Raw genomic sequence first — 17,080 nt, 5'->3', positions numbered from 1 at the left:
TTGCGAACCGCCCTCTTTCGAGTCTGGCAGCTTTGCAAGGCATCGTGCTGTCGATAGACGCTATTGTATAGGCGTTTTCCCGGGGCGTCAGGAAAACGTCCGTCTTTTTTGCAGGCGTGTGTCAGACGGCGCCTGCAACGGCCTTTTCCAGTGCTTCGACGAACATGTCGCCCACAGGGAAGCCGGCCTGTTGCTCGATCTCCTGGAAGCAGGTGGGGCTGGTGACATTGATCTCGGTGATGCGGTGGCCAATGATGTCCAGGCCGATCAGCAGCAAGCCGCGCGGTGCCAGGCGCGCGCCGATGTGCTCGGCAATCACTCGGTCTTCCGGCTCCAGTGCCTGCGCCACGCCTTTGCCGCCAGCGGCCAGATTGCCACGCACTTCATTGCCCTGCGGAATGCGCGCCAGGCAGAAAGGCACGGGTTGGCCGCCAATGATCAGCACGCGCTTGTCGCCCTTGGTGATTTCAGGCAGGTACTTTTGCACCATCACGCTCTGGGCGCCGTCCAGGTTCAATGTTTCGATGATGCTGCCCAGGTTCATGCCATCGGCACCGACGCGGAAGATGCCCATGCCACCCATGCCGTCCAGGGGCTTCAAGATGATGTCCTGGTGCTCGGCGTGGAAGTCGCGGATATCTTGCGCGCTGCGGGTGACCAGGGTCACGGGCGCGTATTCGGCAAACTCCATCACGGCCAGCTTTTCGGGGTGGTCGCGCAAGGCGGCTGGCTTGTTGAAGACCTTGGCACCTTCACGCTCGGCCTGGCCGAGCAGGTGCGTGGCGTAAAAGTACTCGCTGTCGAAGGGCGGATCCTTGCGCATGACGATGGCGTCGAACTCGGCCAGCTCGGCACGGCGGCCGGGTGCTTCGTCAAACCAGCGCGTCTCGTCACCGGTCAGCACAATGTCGCGCACCTGGGCCGAGACCTTCTCGCCGCTGATCCAGCGGATGTGCCGCGGCTCGCAGACGGTGATGCGGTGGCCGCGCGCCTGGGCGCTGCGCATCATCGCGAAGGTACTGTCCTTGTAGATCTTGAAGGACTCAATCGGATCGGCAACAAAGAGGATATGCATGGTGTGGGTCGGCGGCCTGGGGGCCGCCCTGTGTATTCAATGGCCTTGCCTGCCCACCAGAGGGCCACGCAAGCAGAAACGAACAGAACTAGGCGCGCTCAAGCCGAGCGGCGCTTGCCGTAATGTTGCACAAAAAGCGCAAGGCTGCCTGCGACCACGCCCCAAAAGGCCGATCCCACTCCGGCTATTGTCACGCCGCTCACCGCAACCAGGAAGGTGATCAGCGCCGCTTCGCGGTACTGCTCGCCTTGCAAGGCCGTGTACAGGCCGCCCCCGATGGTGCCCAGCAGCGCAATGCCGGCGATCGCCACCACCAGCTCGTGCGGGAATGCGGTCAGCAGGCCGGCAATGACGACCCCGAACCAGCCGATCAGCACATAGATGACGCCGCAGACAACGGCGGCCGCATAGCGCCTGGCCTTGTCGGGGTGGGATTCGGGCCCCATGCAGATGGCGGCGGTGATGGCCGCCAGGTTGATGCCAAAGGCGCCAAAGGGCGCCAGCAGCAAGGTGGCCAGCCCCGTCATCGTGATCAGCTTGGAGACCGGCAGGTCGTAACCCGAGCCCCGGATGATGGCCACGCCCGGCAGGTTCTGCGAGGCCATCGTGACAACAAACAGCGGCAGCGCCAGGCTGATGGCGGCCTGCCAGCTGAAGCTGGGCATGGTGAACACCGGCATCGTCAGGCCCGGCTGCACGGCAGACCACAGAATCTTGTGCTGCAGCAGCGCCACCACAATGCCGACCGCCAGGGTCAGCATGACCGCATAGCGCGGCAGCAGGCGCCGGCCCAGCAGGTAGGTGACCAGCATGGCCACCACCAGCCAGGTATTGGTCTGCGCGGCGGCAAAGGCATCCAGGCCAAAGCGGGTCAGCACGCCCGCGAGCAGGGCCGAGGCAATCGCAATCGGGATGCGGTTCATCAGCCGCTCGAACCAGCCCGTCATGCCCACCACCGCAATCAGTACGGCGCTGATGATGAAGGCGCCAATCGCATCGCCCATGCCGAATGCGCCGGTGGCGCCGGCCGTGGCCAGCACCGCAGCACCCGGAGTGGACCAGGCCACGACCACCGGCTTGCGCAGCAAGATGCTGGGCACCCAGCAGCACAGGCCCACACCAATACCCAGCGACCAGACCCAGGACGAGACCTGCGCGGGAGTGGCGCCAAAGCTTTGCGCCGCCTGGAACACAATCGCGATGGAACTGGTCAGGCCCACCAGCACCGTGACAAAGCCTGCGATGAGCGCCGATGCGCTCATGTCCTTGAAAAACCGCATACACCCTTTCGCGCCGCCACGGTGTTCGCTGGCCCGGGGTGCGCGCAGCGGGTGAGCAGCCCTGGCTGGTTAAATTTCGAGTTTGGAGCCCAGCTCCACCACGCTGTTGCTGGGCAGCAGCAGGAACTCTGCCGCACCTGCTGCATTGTGGTGCATCTGGGCAAACAACTTCTGCCGCCAAGGTGCCATGCCGGCGCTGGCCTTGTCCGTGGGCACAAACACATCGCGCGAGAGGAAATAGCTGGTCACCATCTGCCCGGTATCGCAGCCATGGCCGCGCAGCTGGTGCAGCGCATTGGGCACATCGACATCGTTCTTGAAGCCGTAGTTCAGCTGCACGCGCCAGCAGTCACCGCCCAGCGGCTCGATCACGGCGCGCTTTTCCAGGCCGATCCAGGGCACCTCGTGGTAGACGATGTTGACGAACATGTTCTGCTCATGCAACACCTTGTTGTGCTTGAGGTTGTGCAGCAAGGCTGTGGGCACCACATGGGCGTCGGAGGTCAGGAACACCGCCGTGCCCGGCACCCGCGTAGGCGGCGCCTGCAGCACCATCTGCAGGAAGGACTGCAGATCGATGCCATCGGCATGGAGCTTTTGGTAGACCAGCTCGCGCCCGCGCTTCCAGGTCATCATCACGACGAACAGGCACAGGCCGATCGCCAGCGGGAACCAGCCGCCATCGAGCAGCTTGAGCAGATTGGAGGCGAAGAAGGTGATATCGATGCAGAAGAAGAACACCGTCGGCGCCAGCGCCATCCACAGCGCATATTTCCAGCCATAGCGCAGCACAAAGAAGGTGAGCACCGTGGTGATGGTCATGTCCAGGGTCACCGCGATCCCGTAGGCCGCTGCCATATTGCTGCTGGACTTGAACAGGATCACCGCCAGCACAATGGTCAGGAACAGGCTCCAGTTCACAAAGGGGATGTAGATCTGCCCGGTGTCGCGCACGCTGGTGTGCAGGATCTGGATGCGCGGCAGGTAACCGAGCTGGATGACCTGCTTGGTGACGCTGAAGGCGCCGGTGATCAGCGCCTGCGATGCGATCACCGTCGCCATCGTCGCGAGCAGCACCAGGGGCAGCAGTGCCCAGCCGGGCGCCAGCATGAAGAAGGGGTTCTTCACGGCTTCAGCGTTTTCCAGCACCAGCGCGCCCTGGCCAAAGTAATTGAGCACCAAGGAAGGCATCGCCACGCTGAACCAGGCCAGGCGAATGGGCTTGCGGCCAAAATGGCCCATGTCGGCATACAAGGCCTCCGCCCCGGTCACGCAGAGCACCACGGCGCCCAGAATGATGAAGCTGATGCCGGGATGGCGGCCGATAAAGCCCAGCGCATGGTGCGGGCTGAGCGCCCACAGCACCTGCGGGTGGTCCACAATGTTCCAGACGCCCAAGGCGGCAATGCAGATGAACCAGACCACCATGATGGGCCCGAAGAACTTGCCGATGCCCGCCGTGCCCCGTTTTTGCACCCAAAACAGCAGCAGCAGGACCACCAAGGTGAGCGGAATCACCCAGGACTTGAAGCCGGGCGAGACCACTTCCAGGCCTTCGACGGCCGAGAGCACCGAGATGGCCGGCGTGATCACGCCATCACCGTAGAACAGACAGGTACCAAAGATACCGACCAGCATCAGCACCGAGCGCAGCCTGGGCTTGTCCTTGACCGCCTGCGAGGCCAGCGCCAGCATCGCAATCAGCCCGCCCTCGCCGTTGTTGTCCGCCCGCAGCACCAGGACCACGTATTTGAGCGAGACGATCAAGGTCAAGGTCCAGAACAGGATGGACAGGACGCCGTAGACGTTGTCGTGGGTGAAAGGCACATGGCCGGAGCCAAACACCTCTTTGAGCGAGTACAGCACGCTGGTGCCGATATCGCCATACACCACCCCGATGGCGCCTAGCGTCAGCGCGGGGAGTGCGGATTTATTGTTGTGTTGCACATCAAGCCTTTGTGCCATGCCGCATCAGGCATGCTTGTAGTGGATTGGTTTGCATTGTGCGCCTGTTGTTGCGCCCGCAGTGAAGCCGCGCATCCGGACAAGCCCGAATGGCGGATCAGCAGCGGGTGGCAATCAGAGGTTGCAGGAAGGCCGCAAACGGCTCAGTCGTAGATTTCGGCGTCCGGGTCGGTCGCCTCGAGCTCATAGCTGGCCGCCAGCATCGCCAGCCGCGCCACCACGCCATACATATAGAAGCGGTTGGGCGCGCTGGCCCCGACCGAGTCACCCGGCGAGATGCCGTGCTCGAACGACAGCGGGATGAAATGCGCGCCCGGCACATTGAGGTTGTCCTCGGCGCCCTTGTCGGAGTGGGCGCGGTAGTAACCGCCCACCACATAGCGGTCAATCATGTAGACCACCGGCTCGGCCGCTTCCTTGTCCATGCGCTCGACGGTCTGCACACCCTCCTGGATGATCATGTCGTGCACCTGCTGGCCGTCCTTGACCAGCGACATCTGGTTCTTGGTCTTGACCGACAGCTGCCGCAGCTCCTTGGCGTCATGCACGCTCATCACGCCCATGCCATAGGTGCCGTTGTCGGCCTTGACGACGACAAAGGGCGTCTCCTTGATGCCGTATTCCTTGTACTTGCGGCGTACTTTGGTCAGCATCACGTCGACATCTTCACGCAACTCATCGAGTGCATGCTCGCTGCCATCGGTGAAGTCCACGCCCTTGCGGCTGCTGAACATCGGGTTGATCAGCCAGGGGTCGATCCCCATCAGCTTGCCAAAGCGCTTGGCCACCTCTTCATAGCTTTGAAAATGGCGGCTCTTGCGGCGCACGCTCCAGCCCGCATGCAGCGGCGGCAGCACAAACTGCTCATACACCTCTTCCAGAATGCCGGGCGCGCCGGTGGACAGGTCATTGTTCAGCAAGATCGTGCAGGGGTCGAAATACTTCAGGCCCACGCGGCGGCCATGGCGCAGCGCCGGCTCAATCACCAGCTCCTTATTGCCGACCTTGAGCTTGATGGTCTCCTTGACCTCCGGGTCGATCGAGCCGATGCGCACATTCAGCCCCGCCATCGAGAAGATATGCTGCAGCTGCACCAAGTTGGCCAGGTACTGGGGATTGCGCGTCTGGTTCTCGGGAATGATCAGCAGGTTGCGCGCCTCGGGGCAGATCTTTTCAATCGCAGCCATTGCCGATTGCACAGCCAGCGGCACCATCTCTGGCGTCAGGTTGTTCCAACCGCCGGGGAACAGGTTGGTATCAACCGGTGCAAGCTTGAAGCCGGCATTGCGGATATCCACCGACGAATAGAGCGGAGGCGTGTGCTCCATCCACTCCAGACGGAACCAGCGCTCGATCGCGGGCATGGCATCGAGCATGCGCTGTTCCAATTCGTTGATGGGCCCCGTTAGGGCTGTTATGAGATTCGGGACCATAAATGAATACTGTTTGAGGGCTCAAAAAAAACGAGCAAAAAACAATTGAGTACCAATTGTAGAGAGTTGAGGGCCAAAGTCACCAGAACTTTGCTGCCGCCCTACCTAGCAAGCACTCACCTTCTCCAGAAAGCCGGTGTCAACAGGGCCAGAAAGCTGAGGATCTCCAGCCGGCCCATCAGCATGCCCAGGGTGGTCACGCTCAGCTGAAAGCTGGTCAGACCGGCAAAATTGTTGCTGGGGCCCAGATCGCCCCAGCCTACACCGGCGCAGTTCACGCTGGCAAGCACAGCGCCCAACGCGTTGTGCAAATCCATGTCCGTGAACAGCAAGGCCATGGTCAGCACCGCAATGGTGGCGCAGTACACCAGCATGAAGGCCAGCACCGAGAAGATCACCCGCTCATCCACCGCCAGGCCCCCCACCGTCACCGGCTGCACCGCATTGGGGTGGACTAGGCGGCGCATTTCGCGCCGGGTCTGCTTGAGCAGCAGCAGCATGCGGATCATCTTGATGCCGCCGCCGGTCGAGCCCGCGCTGGTGGCCACGCCCGACAGCAGCAGCATGAACACCGGCGCAAATGGCGGCCACAGGCCGAAATCCACGGCCGCATAGCCGGTGGTGGTGGCCACCGACACGGTGTGGAACACGCCCATGCGCAGCGATTCGAGCGGCCCGTACACGCCCTTGAACCACAGCAGGCCCGCCACCAGCAAGCCGCCACCCAGCAAGGTGCCGATGGTGGCGCGGAACTCGGGCTGCCGGTACAGCACCCAGACATTGCGTTTGCGGATGGCGACAAAATACAGCGCGAAGTTGCAGCTGGCCAGCAGCATGAAGACCGTGCAGATGCCCTCGATCAGCGGTGAGTTGAAATAGGCAAAGCTTGCGTCATGGGGCGTGAGGCCGCCCAGGCTCACTGTGGTGAACATGACCATCACCGCATCGAGCGGCGTCATGCCGGCCAGCCAGTAGGCCAGCGCGCAGAGCACGGAAAACAGGCCGTACACGCCCCAGAGGCCCTTGGCAGTCTCGGCCATGCGCGGCGTGAGCTTGGTGTCCTTCACCGGGCCAGCAGCCTCGGCACGGAACAGCTGGCTGCCGCCCATGCCAATCATCGGCAGGATGGCCACGGCCAGAATCAAAATGCCCATGCCCCCCATCCACTGCAAGAAAGTGCGCCAGATGTTGAGCGACACCGGCAAGGTATCCACATGGTTGAGCACGGTGGAGCCCGTGGTCGTGAGGCCCGAGACAGCTTCAAAATAGGCATGCTGCCAGCTCAGCGCCCGGTCAATGCGCTCAAAGCCCAGGTAGAGCGGCAGCGCGGCAAACAGCGGGAACACCATCCACACAAAGGCGACCAGCATGATGCCGTGGCGCGCCTGCAGCTCGCGCTGCTCATGGCGCGCCAGCCACCACAGCACCGTGCCGCAGGCCCAGGTGATACCCATGGTGAGCGGGTAGACGCCAAACACCCCGTCATCGAGCCACAGCGAGGAGATCGCGGGCACGGCCATCGTGCCGCCAAACATCAGCAGCAAAATGCCCAATATGCGCAGCACGGGACGAAGATCAGTCATCGGCCGGGCCTAGAAAAAGGTCACCCCGACACGGAACAGGGCCTCGACCTCATGCACCAGGCGCTTGTTCGGCAAGAAGAGAATGACATGGTCATTGCTCTGGATGATGGTGCCGCTGGTGGGCACGATCACCTCCACCTGCTCGTCATTGCGTTCTTCTTCATCGCGCTCGGCGGTCTCGCTGCCGTTGGTGTTGCGCGCATCGGGCGCGGGCAGGCCGCGCACAATCATGCCGATGTGCACATCGCGCGGCAGGCGCAGGCTGCCCACCCGCCGGCCCACGGCGCGCGAGGTTTTCGCATCGCCGCGCGCCACAATCTCGATCGCCTCGGCCACGCCCCGGCGCAGGCTGTGCACGGCCTGCACATCACCCTGGCGCACATAGGCCAGCAGCTCGCCCAAGGTGGCCTGGGCGGGCGACAGCGCAATGTCAATCTGCGTGCCATGCATCAGGTCGGCATAGGTGCGCCGGTTGATCAGCGCCAGCACCCGGGTCGCACCCAGCTTCTTGGCCAACAGGCAGGACATGATGTTGTCCTCGTCGTCATCGGTGATGGCCACGAACAGGTCCACATCCTCGACGTTCTCGTTCTCCATCAAGGTCTCGTCGGTCGCATCGCCCTTGAGCACCAGCACGTCGGACGGCAGGCGCGAGGCGAGGTAGACGCAGCGGTCCTCGCTTTTCTCGATGATCTTGACCTGAAAGCGCCGCGATTCCTTGGTCAGCGCGCGCGCCAAGCGCATGCCCACGCGCCCGCCGCCGGCCACCATGACGCGGCGCACCACCTCGGCCTGCTCCCCCACCTGGCGGTTGAAGGCCGCCAGCACATCGCCCAGCTGCTCCTTGTCCGACAGCACAAACACCTCGTCACCCGGCTCAATGCGGGTGCTGCCCTCGGTGGGCACCAGGCGGTCGGCCTCGTGGTGGAAGCGGCGGTAGACGCCCACCACACGCACCGTGCCATGGGGCAGGTTCTGGCGCACATCGGCCACGCTCAGGCCCACCACCGGCGCGCCTCCACGCGCGCGCACCGACGCCAGCGCCACATGGCCCTGGGCAAATTCGCGCACCTGCAGTGCTTCGGGGTAGGTCACCAGCTTGCCGATGTAGCCCATCAGCGCTTCTTCGGGGCAGAACGCATGCGTCACGCCAAAGCCGGTGTCGGACAGCAGCTCGGCATGGCTTTTGAGGGCTACCGAGCGCACCCGCACGATGCGGGTGGGGATGTTGAACAGCACCTGCGCGATCTTGCAGGCGGTCAGATTGGTCTCGTCCTGGGAGGTGCAGGCGATCAGCATGTCCGTGTCCGCCGCACCGGCCTCGGCCAGCACCTCGGGGCTGATGCCATTGCCCACGACGCCGCGCAGATCGAAGCGGCCTTCGAGATCGCGCAGGCGCACACCATCCGTGTCGATCACGGTGATGTCGTTTTTTTCACTCAGCAAGCTTTCGGCGACACTCTCGCCCACGCGGCCTGCGCCGAGGATCAGAATTTTCATAGCATGAGGCGCCAGCCGCTAGGGAGCGGCCTGGCATGGCCGCATCATAACGTGGGCAAGAGGCGGCCGGTCAGCAAAGATCAGCGGCCGCAACCGGTATCAGCCGCGCACTTCGCCTTCGCCCAGCACAATGTATTTCAGCGAGGTCAGGCCCTCGATGCCGACCGGGCCCCGGGCATGGAACTTGTCGGTGCTGATGCCGATTTCGGCGCCCAGCCCGTATTCAAAGCCATCGGCAAAGCGCGTGCTGGCGTTGACCATGACGCTGGCCGAGTCCACCTCGCGCAAAAAGCGCTGCGCATGCATGTGGTCGCGCGTGATGATCGCATCGGTATGGTGGCTGGAGTAATGGTTGATATGGGCAATCGCCTCGTCCACCCCGGCCACCACCTTGATGCTGATGACGGCGGCCAGGTACTCTTCAGACCAATCCTGCTCGGTCGCTGCCTGCAGGCGGGCACCGGGCACGGCCTGCAGCAGCGCCAGCGCTTCGGCATCGGCCCGCATCTCCACCCCCTTGGCGGCAAACACCGCGCCAATGCGGGGCAGAAAATCTGCCGCTACGGCGCGCGCCACCAGCAGGCTTTCGGTCGCATTGCAGGGGCTGTATTTCTGCGTCTTGGCGTTTTCGGTCACCTTGACAGCCATGTCCAGATCACTAGGCGCATCGATATAGGTATGGCAGTTGCCATCCAGGTGCTTGATCACTGGCACCTTGGCTTCGCGGCTGATGCGCTCGATCAGGCCCTTGCCGCCGCGCGGAATGATCACATCGACAAATTCGGGCATCGCAATCAGCTGGCCCACGGCCTCGCGGTCCGTGGTCTGCACCAGCTGCACACCGGTGGCGGGCAAACCGGCCTCCAGCAGCGCCTGCTCCACCAGGCGCGCCAGCGCCTTGTTGGAATCGATGGCTTCGGAGCCGCCGCGCAAGATGCAGGCATTGCCGCTCTTGATCGACAGGCTGGCCGCCTCGATGGTCACATTCGGGCGGCTTTCATAGATCATGCCGAAGACACCCAGGGGCACGCGCATCTGGCCCACGCGGATGCCGCTGGGCATCTGCTTCATGCCCACCACCTCGCCCACCACATCGGCCATGGCTGCCAGCTGCTCGCAGCCCTGGGCACAGGTCTCCAGCACCTTGGGCGTCAGGCGCAGGCGGTCCACCATCGGCGCCGACAGGCCATTGGCCTGCGCGCGTGCCAGGTCCTTGGCGTTGTCGGCCTGCAAGGCCTCGGTTTGGTCGCGCAGCAAACGTGCCAGCGCCAGCAAGGCCTTGTTTTTGATAGCAGAAGGTGCTTTGGCCATCTGGGCAGAGGCTTGTTTGGCCTGCAGCCCCAGGGCCTGCATGGTTTCCGAAATGTTCAGGGCATTCATGGGGGCTATTGTCGGGCATTTGCGCCAGGGCAGCCAGGCTGCGCTGCCAATGGCCCCTGGCAAATCCCAGGCTCGGCCGGCACAAAGGCCTCTACACTGCAGCCATGTTGAGCCACCAGGAGACCACGATGCAATCGGCTGCGCTGCGCCAATTGGGCGCCTTACAAGACGGGCTGGACCATTTCGAGGCCGGCCACATGGATGCAGCGGCCCTGAGCCAGCAGGCACGCAGCTATACCGATTTGCTCGGCGCGCTGCCTGCGCAGTTCCAGGAGGTATTGCTGCAGCTGCTCGACCGGCTCGAATCGAGCGCGCTGTTTGATGAGGAGAGTTGCTCGTTCAGCCGCAAGGACCTGGTGGACAGCCTGCGCCTGTGGCTGAAAAAAGCCGATGCCAGGCTGAGCGCCACGGCCTGAGCGGGCCGCAGCAGACACCAGTCTGCGGGGCCCATCAGGCCCCCGCCGTCAGGCCGTCAGGCGTTCCAGCGCTTCGCGGTACTTGGCCGCGGTCTTGTCGATCACTTCTTGTGGCAGGCGCGGTGCCGGGGCCGTCTTGTCCCAGGGCTTGCCGTTGACCTTGGCCTGCTCCAGCCAGTCGCGCACAAACTGCTTGTCATAGCTGGGGGGGTTGGCGCCGGTCGCCAGCGCGTCGGCATAGCCTTCCACCGGCCAGTAGCGTGAGCTGTCGGGCGTCAGCACCTCGTCCATCAGCACCAGCTTGCCGTCTTCGTCCAGGCCAAACTCAAACTTGGTGTCGGCAATGATCATGCCCTTGGTCAGCGCAATCGCGGCGGCCTTCTTGTAGATGGCGATGCTGATGTCGCGGATCTGCGCGGCCAGCTCGGGGCCCACCATCTCGACGGTGCGCTCGAAGGTGATGTTCTCGTCGTGCTCGCCCGCTTCGGCCTTGGCCGCTGGCGTGTAGATGGGCTCGGCCAGCTTGGCGGAATTGATCAGGCCTGCGGGCAGGGGCACGCCGCAGACCGCTTGCGATTCCTGGTATTCCTTCCAGCCGCTGCCCGCCAGGTAGCCACGCACCACGGCCTCGATCGGCACGGGCTTGAGGCGCTTGACCAGCATGGAGCGCAGATGCACCTGGGCCACTTCATCGGGCTGCACGGCCGACTCGGGCGCCTCGCCGGTCAGGTGGTTGGGGCAGATGTCGCCGAGCTTGTCGAACCAGTACAGCGCCATCTGCGTCAGCAACGCGCCCTTGCCCGGGATGGGCTCGCCCATGATCACATCGAAGGCCGACAGACGGTCCGAAGCCACCATCAGAATGCGGTCGTTGCCGACGGCGTAGTTGTCGCGCACCTTGCCGCGGGCCAGCAGGGGCAGGGAATGGAGCTTGGAGGTATGCAGTGCAGAAGGTACGGGCTGGGTCATGGTGATGCAGAACTATGGACAGGCACCCTGCGTAAAGACAGTAAGCACGGACAGCCGCGCAACCTCGGCAAGGCAAGCGCTCGATTGTAGTCGTCCACCCCCATGACCTCGCCCGGGCTGCCGGGATGCCTTGGATTGCGGTGCAGTATTGGGCGCAGCGGGCCCCCGAACACGTAGGCCCTTACGTGACAGCGCCCAGCATCGGCATGCCCTGCCAGCGCTTGCAATCGCCCCCAAAGCGCCCAGCACGGCGCATGGGCCCTCCATTTTTTGCAGCACGGCGCGGGCAATTTGTAACCAACACAGCAGCTTCTGGCGGTCCATGCAAGCCAGAAACCCAGTGGACCGGGTTGTCATAGACTTGCAATTTTGTAGGTCCAGGCGCATCATGGTTTACACGCATGCATGTGTTTCCCCCTCGGGGTGGCCTGGCTTCCAACGGATCCGGTCACTTTTCTTGGTTTGCAGAAGGAGACTTGTTCATGAACCTGACGATCAGCGGTCACCATTTGGCGGTGACCCCGGCGCTGCGCGAATATGTAACATCCAAGTTGATGCGCATTACGCGACACTTTGACCAGGTGGTGGATGCCAAAGTTTTACTTTCGGTGGAAAAGCAGAAGGAAAAGGAGAAACGGCAGCGTGTGGTGTGCAATCTGCGGGTCAAGGGCGACGAACTCTGTGTTCAATGCTCTCACCACGATTTGTACGCCGCGGTAGATGCTTTGGTCGACAGGCTGGACCGTATGGTCGCCCGTCACAAGCAACGTGTTCAATCTCACTACAGCGATGCGTTGCGGCAAGCAATGGCGTAAACCCTCTGCTTTTTGCCGAGGAAAAAGATTCTGTTTGAGTACTGACCGATAATACGTGCAGCAACACCTGCATCCAGGTGTTGCTGCGTTCGTTTGATCATGCTCTCAGTAGCTAGCCATATAGCCGCACTCCACTATGAACTGTCTTGCCTCTATCTTGCCTCCAGCTCAAGTGCTAGTGAGTGTGGATGTTTCCAGTAAAAAACGTGCATTTGAAGAAGCGGGCCTGCTGTTCGAGAGTCTGCACGGCCTCTCGCGCGCCTTGGTCACCGACAGCCTGTTTGCACGTGAGCGACTGGGCTCGACCGGTCTGGGGCATGGCGTGGCCATTCCGCATGGGCGCATCAAGGGCCTCAAGTCCCCGATGGCGGCGGTCTTCCAGCTCGAGCGCGCCATTGGCTTTGACGCGCCCGATGAGCAACCGGTCAACCTGCTGATCTTTTTGCTGGTGCCAGAAGCGGCCACCCAGCAGCACCTGGAGATCCTCGGCGAGATTGCCGAGCTGCTGTCCAATGCCAGCCTGCGCGAGCAGATGAAGGCCAGCACCAATGCCGAGCAGCTGCACCAGATGATCGACACCTGGCAATCGTCGGCCAACAACACCTCGACCGCCCACGCCTGAACGCCGCGCGCCTGCGCCAGCAGGCCCCAAGCGAGCACCCGTATCTGCCTTGTACCCCGTTTTTCCTGCTAGTCTTTGACACTGGCGGGTGGCGTTGCTGCGCGCTCTGGCTTTGAAAGGACTGCACCGTGAAACCCAATGTCGTAAGCGCAGATGTGTTGTTCGAGGAGTTCCGTGCCTCGCTGCGCTGGGAATGGCTGGCGGGCCTGGGGGCCTCCGAACGCCGCTTTGACGAAGTGGCGGTGCGCAGCGCCCGCTCCAGCGCCGACCTGGTGGGCTACCTCAACTACATCCACCCCTACCGGGCGCAGGTGCTGGGCGAGCGCGAGATCGCCTACCTCACCAACTCCACCACCGAAGACTGCCGCCGCCGCATTGCCCGCATCGTGACCCTGGAGCCACCGGTGCTGGTGCTGGCCGATGGCCAGGGCGCGCCCGATGAGCTGCTGTCCATGTGCGAGCGCGCGCACATCCCGATGTTCTCCACCAAGGAGTCGGCCGCCTTTGTCATCGATGTGCTGCGCGCCTTCCTGTCCAAGCATTTCGCCGACCGCACTACCATGCATGGCGTGTTCATGGACATCCTGGGCATGGGCGTGCTGATCACCGGTGAATCCGGCCTGGGCAAGAGCGAGCTGGGCCTGGAGCTGATCACCCGGGGCAACGGCCTGGTGGCCGATGATGCCGTGGACCTCTACCGCATCAACCAGACCACGATCGAAGGCAAATGCCCCGACCTGCTGCAGAACCTGCTCGAAGTGCGCGGCATCGGCCTGCTCGATATCCGCGCCATCTTTGGTGAGACGGCCGTGCGCCGCAAGATGCGGCTCAAGCTGATTGTGCACCTGGTGCGCAAGGAAACCATGGAGCGCGACTACGACCGGCTGCCCGCCGCACCGCTGACCCAGGACGTGCTGGGCATTCCGGTGATGAAGGTGGTGATCCAGGTGGTGGCCGGACGCAATATCGCGGTGCTGGTCGAAGCGGCGGTGCGCAACACCATCTTGCAGCTGCGCGGCATCGACACCTACCAGGAATTTGTCGACCGGCACCGCAAGGCCATGGCCAGCGGGCGTGAGTTTTAAAACGATCCAGCGGGATCAGACCAGCCGCAGGTCCTTGACCGAGGCCTGCGGAAACACCTGCTGCAGCTGCGCCGGCGACAGGCCGTACATGCGCGCAAACAGACCGCCCAGCACGCTGCGGTACTCGTTGAGCACGGGGTAGTCGCGGTTCTGGAACAGATTCGCCTCGCTCACCTCGATCTGCTCGCCGACAATGCGCCCGCCGGCCTGCGCCGACAGGCCGCCGCCCAGCATCCAGTACGCGGTGCCATGGCCGTGGTCGGTGCCCTTGTTGCCGTTTTCGCGGAAGGTGCGGCCAAACTCGCTGACCACCGCGACCACGGTGTGGCGCCAGGCCTCAGGCCCCATTTCCTGCGCAAAGGCGGCCAGGCCCCGGCCCAGGTCGTCCAGCCGGTTGGCCAGGTTGCCGCTGGCATTGCCCTGGTTCACATGGGTGTCCCAGCCGCCCACATCGACAAAGCCGAGGTCGAACTGGTCGCGCATCAAGGTGGCCATGCGCTGGGCCACCAGGCTGAAGCCCTTGGCGCTGATGGCATCGCGCCCGGCCTTGTCCATCTCCTCCTGCATGCCGCGCAGCACGGCCGCGCGCACCTCAAAGCCTTCGTTGACGGCCGGCGCCAGCGCGGTGCCGGCATACATGGCGGCAATGGCGCGGCTGCGGTTGGCATCCACGCCGCCCTTGCCGACATTGGCCAGCGCAGTGTTGGCAATGCGGGCCGGCCCGCGCATGCACAGCGGCAGCTGCGCGGTAAACGCCATCGGCGCCAGGTCGCTGCGGCCCTGCAAGGTTTGGGCCAGGCGGTTCATGAAGCCGCTGCGCAAACTCTGGTGGGCATCGAGCGGCTGGCCCAGCTCGATCGAATCCTGGGTTTCAAAATGGCTGCGCGAGAGGTCGTCGGTGCCGGCAAAGGGCACAAAGCAGGCCTGCTTGCTGTGCCACAGCGGCAGCACGCTGCCCTCCATCGCCGGGTGCAGGCCCCAGCGCGCATCCAGCGGCAGCGCGCCATTGGCCTCACCCGGGCGGGCGATGGCAATCGTGGGGCGCGCGGCGTAGTAGAAGTCGCTGTGCGTGGGCACCAGCAGGCTGTTGCTGTCATAGGCGCCGCGCAGGAACACCAGCAAAAAGCGCGGTGTATCGCTGCGGGGCGCGGCTGCGCGGGCCCGCGCCAGGCTGAAGGCCAGCGGCAGGCTGGCGGCGGCGGAGAGAAAGTGGCGTCTTTGCATGGTGGACCTCGTCAGCGAACCATCATTTCGGGGGCGGAGAGAAAGTAGGTGTTCCAGTCGGGCACATTGCGAGCCTTGGCCAGCGCGTCGCGCGATGCCGCACTCCACTGGGCCACGCGGGCCTGCGCGGTGGCGCGCTGCGCCAGGTCCGGGTATGGCGGCTGCTCCAGCGCGGCCTGCGGCTCGGCGCGGAACAGCACGGCACTGCGCGTCGCAATCTGGCGCGCCACATCAAAGCGCGCGGCCATCTGTCCGGAACTGGCCCAGTCCGATTGCGAGGCGGGGTAGCCATCGGGCGTTTCATGGCCGTAGATGGGCTGGCCCAGGCGGTTGATCCAGCCGATCACCGGGCGCACATCGCTGGCCACGCGCCCGTCATAGCCCAGGCGCACGGCGCCCAGCACATAGTGCATGGGGTCCTTGAAGCGCTGGCCTTGCTGGGCCAGTGCCTCGGGCGCGGTCAGCAGCGCACGCAAGGTGGCGGCAATATCACCATGGCTGCGGGCAAAGGCCGCTGCCGTGCGCTGCACCAAGGCGGGTGGCGGGTTGTCGCTGATGAAGAACACCGCCAGCTTGCGCGCCATGAACTGCGCCGTCGCGGGCGAGGCCACGATGCGGTCCAGCGCCTCGTCCACCGCCGCCATGCCCTTGGCCCGCAGCGGCTGGCCCAGCAAGACCTGGGGCGCATAGTCGTGCCGCTTGGGGTTGAACTCGAAAAAGCCATCGCGCAGGTAATCGGCCTGCAGCGCAGGGGCCATGCGGGGCGGCGGCGCATCGGCATCGCGGGTGCTGAAACCCACGCCCGTCAGCACATGGGCCATGGCCTGCACATCGGCCTGGGTGTAGCCGCTGCCCACGCCCATGGTGTGCAGCTCCAAAAGCTCGCGGGCGTAGTTTTCGTTGATGTGGCCCTGGGCGTTGCTGGCGTTGTCCAGGTAGAGCAGCATCGCCGGGTGGCGCATGCTGGCCTCCAGCAGGCTGCGGAAGTTGCCCAGGGCGTTGGGGCGGATCGCCCGCTCCTCGTAATCACCAATCCACAGCCGCGTTTCGGCCTTGCGCGTGCTGACGTTGAAGTGGTTCATCCAAAACCAGGTCATCTGCTCCTGCAGCTGGGCCGGTGAGTAGAGCGCACGCAGCACCTGGCGCTGCTGGGCCTGGGCGGCGAGCTGGTTCAGGTGGCGCTGCACCTCCTGGCGCAGGCGCGCGCCTTCGCCGTCTCCCTGGCCTTGCTCGGTGGCCGTGCGGGCGGCTTGGCGCTGCGCAGCAATGTCGCGCTGCAGCTCCAGCATGCTGCGCTGGCTGATTTCCAAAGCCGCAATCTGCTGCTCGGCCTGCGCGGGCAGGCGCGGCGGCTGGCGCGGCGCGAGCTGCGCATCCAGCCAGCGCTGCAGGCCCAGGCGCTGGAGCTGCTGGTCGGCGCTGTCGCTGGCGCCCCAGCTGACGCGGTCCAGCCATTGCAGGCGCTGGGTGGCGCTGAGCGGCACCACGGCCACATCGGGCAGTGCGGCCTGCGCGCTGGCCGCATCTGGTGGCGCATGGGACGCGCAGGCGCCAAGCCACAAGGTGCCCGCCAAGGCAGCGGCGCTGAGGGTGAGCAGTCGGGGCAGTCGAAGCAGTCGGTTAGGGCGCATGGGGAGTCTGGAGCCTGGTGCAGAAGGCTCCATGCTGCGCCTGTGCCGTCGCGCTGCTGTAAAGCTATGTATGCAAAACGTAAAAAAGCGAAGCGTTTGAGG

14 protein-coding genes are annotated in these 17,080 nt (G+C 64.1%); 4 read left to right on the top strand and 10 right to left on the bottom strand.

Going from position 1 to position 17,080, the window contains the following annotated elements; genetic code table 11:
• Positions 1 to 121: 121 nt before the first annotated feature.
• The 7 genes from gshB to WH303_RS21785 all read right to left on the bottom strand — a co-directional run bounded on the left by gshB (position 122) and on the right by WH303_RS21785 (position 10,225).
• Positions 122 to 1,075: a glutathione synthase gene (gene gshB / locus WH303_RS21815; RefSeq protein WP_339521084.1), complete on the bottom strand. Its 954-nt coding sequence runs from the start codon at positions 1,073 to 1,075 to the stop codon at positions 122 to 124.
• A gap of 98 nt (positions 1,076 to 1,173) precedes the next feature.
• Positions 1,174 to 2,355, bottom strand: a complete 1,182-nt coding sequence (locus tag WH303_RS21810) for a benzoate/H(+) symporter BenE family transporter (RefSeq protein WP_339521083.1) — start codon at positions 2,353 to 2,355, stop codon at positions 1,174 to 1,176.
• A 69-nt stretch (positions 2,356 to 2,424) separates the two neighbouring features.
• Positions 2,425 to 4,302, bottom strand: coding sequence for a potassium transporter Kup (locus tag WH303_RS21805; protein ID WP_021026704.1), 1,878 nt, complete (start codon positions 4,300 to 4,302; stop codon positions 2,425 to 2,427).
• 161 nt (positions 4,303 to 4,463) lie between these two features.
• Positions 4,464 to 5,753 (bottom strand): glutamate--cysteine ligase, encoded by a 1,290-nt coding sequence (gene gshA, locus WH303_RS21800; RefSeq protein ID WP_021026705.1) that lies wholly within the window; start codon positions 5,751 to 5,753, stop codon positions 4,464 to 4,466.
• Between the two features lie 116 nt (positions 5,754 to 5,869).
• Positions 5,870 to 7,336: a TrkH family potassium uptake protein gene (locus WH303_RS21795; RefSeq protein WP_339521082.1), complete on the bottom strand. Its 1,467-nt coding sequence runs from the start codon at positions 7,334 to 7,336 to the stop codon at positions 5,870 to 5,872.
• A 9-nt stretch (positions 7,337 to 7,345) separates the two neighbouring features.
• Positions 7,346 to 8,836, bottom strand: a complete 1,491-nt coding sequence (gene trkA / locus WH303_RS21790) for a Trk system potassium transporter TrkA (RefSeq protein ID WP_312990115.1) — start codon at positions 8,834 to 8,836, stop codon at positions 7,346 to 7,348.
• Between the two features lie 99 nt (positions 8,837 to 8,935).
• Entirely contained in the window at positions 8,936 to 10,225 is a 1,290-nt protein-coding gene (locus tag WH303_RS21785) for a glutamate-5-semialdehyde dehydrogenase (RefSeq protein ID WP_306729943.1), read from the bottom strand.
• Positions 10,226 to 10,320: 95 nt separating this feature from the next.
• On the opposite strand from WH303_RS21785, the gene WH303_RS21780 reads away from it, so the two are divergent.
• Positions 10,321 to 10,632 carry a hypothetical protein gene (locus tag WH303_RS21780; protein ID WP_021026708.1) on the top strand — a complete coding sequence of 104 codons (312 nt, stop codon included), beginning with the start codon at positions 10,321 to 10,323 and terminating at the stop codon, positions 10,630 to 10,632.
• Positions 10,633 to 10,680: 48 nt separating this feature from the next.
• On the opposite strand, the gene WH303_RS21775 is transcribed toward WH303_RS21780, so the two are convergent.
• Positions 10,681 to 11,601, bottom strand: coding sequence for a phosphoribosylaminoimidazolesuccinocarboxamide synthase (locus WH303_RS21775; RefSeq protein ID WP_021026709.1), 921 nt, complete (start codon positions 11,599 to 11,601; stop codon positions 10,681 to 10,683).
• Positions 11,602 to 12,083: 482 nt separating this feature from the next.
• Here WH303_RS21775 and hpf point away from each other — a divergent pair, with 482 nt between their 5' ends.
• The 3 genes from hpf (at position 12,084) to hprK (ending at position 14,123) form a co-directional block, all read left to right on the top strand.
• The gene (gene hpf, locus WH303_RS21770) at positions 12,084 to 12,416 is read left to right on the top strand and encodes a ribosome hibernation-promoting factor, HPF/YfiA family (RefSeq protein WP_116927826.1); all 333 of its coding nucleotides are present in this window, start codon (positions 12,084 to 12,086) and stop codon (positions 12,414 to 12,416) included.
• Between the two features lie 136 nt (positions 12,417 to 12,552).
• Positions 12,553 to 13,038: a PTS sugar transporter subunit IIA gene (locus WH303_RS21765; protein WP_021026711.1), complete on the top strand. Its 486-nt coding sequence runs from the start codon at positions 12,553 to 12,555 to the stop codon at positions 13,036 to 13,038.
• 128 nt (positions 13,039 to 13,166) lie between these two features.
• Positions 13,167 to 14,123 carry an HPr(Ser) kinase/phosphatase gene (gene hprK, locus WH303_RS21760; protein ID WP_021026712.1) on the top strand — a complete coding sequence of 319 codons (957 nt, stop codon included), beginning with the start codon at positions 13,167 to 13,169 and terminating at the stop codon, positions 14,121 to 14,123.
• 15 nt (positions 14,124 to 14,138) lie between these two features.
• Here hprK and WH303_RS21755 read toward each other — a convergent pair whose 3' ends face one another.
• A complete protein-coding gene (locus tag WH303_RS21755) occupies positions 14,139 to 15,347 on the bottom strand; it encodes a DUF1501 domain-containing protein (RefSeq protein WP_339521081.1) in 1,209 nt (402 codons plus the stop codon).
• An 11-nt stretch (positions 15,348 to 15,358) separates the two neighbouring features.
• Positions 15,359 to 16,978: a DUF1800 domain-containing protein gene (locus WH303_RS21750; RefSeq protein WP_339521080.1), complete on the bottom strand. Its 1,620-nt coding sequence runs from the start codon at positions 16,976 to 16,978 to the stop codon at positions 15,359 to 15,361.
• Between the last annotated feature and the right edge of the window lie 102 nt (positions 16,979 to 17,080).

This window comes from Comamonas sp. MYb69 (assembly GCF_037479315.1).
Lineage (GTDB): Bacteria > Pseudomonadota > Gammaproteobacteria > Burkholderiales > Burkholderiaceae_C > Comamonas.
Note: the sequence above shows the minus strand (reverse complement) of the source record. Positions and strands in the feature narration are given on the sequence as shown.

Coding starts and splice junctions, on each gene's coding strand:
- gshB (WP_339521084.1), bottom strand. CDS start 1,075: ATGCATATCCTCTTTGTTGCCGATCCGATTGAGTCCTTCAAGATCTAC.
- WH303_RS21810 (WP_339521083.1), bottom strand. CDS start 2,355: ATGCGGTTTTTCAAGGACATGAGCGCATCGGCGCTCATCGCAGGCTTT.
- gshA (WP_021026705.1), bottom strand. CDS start 5,753: ATGGTCCCGAATCTCATAACAGCCCTAACGGGGCCCATCAACGAATTG.
- WH303_RS21795 (WP_339521082.1), bottom strand. CDS start 7,336: ATGACTGATCTTCGTCCCGTGCTGCGCATATTGGGCATTTTGCTGCTG.
- trkA (WP_312990115.1), bottom strand. CDS start 8,836: ATGAAAATTCTGATCCTCGGCGCAGGCCGCGTGGGCGAGAGTGTCGCC.
- WH303_RS21780 (WP_021026708.1), top strand. CDS start 10,321: ATGTTGAGCCACCAGGAGACCACGATGCAATCGGCTGCGCTGCGCCAA.
- WH303_RS21775 (WP_021026709.1), bottom strand. CDS start 11,601: ATGACCCAGCCCGTACCTTCTGCACTGCATACCTCCAAGCTCCATTCC.
- hpf (WP_116927826.1), top strand. CDS start 12,084: ATGAACCTGACGATCAGCGGTCACCATTTGGCGGTGACCCCGGCGCTG.
- WH303_RS21765 (WP_021026711.1), top strand. CDS start 12,553: ATGAACTGTCTTGCCTCTATCTTGCCTCCAGCTCAAGTGCTAGTGAGT.
- WH303_RS21755 (WP_339521081.1), bottom strand. CDS start 15,347: ATGCAAAGACGCCACTTTCTCTCCGCCGCCGCCAGCCTGCCGCTGGCC.
- WH303_RS21750 (WP_339521080.1), bottom strand. CDS start 16,978: ATGCGCCCTAACCGACTGCTTCGACTGCCCCGACTGCTCACCCTCAGC.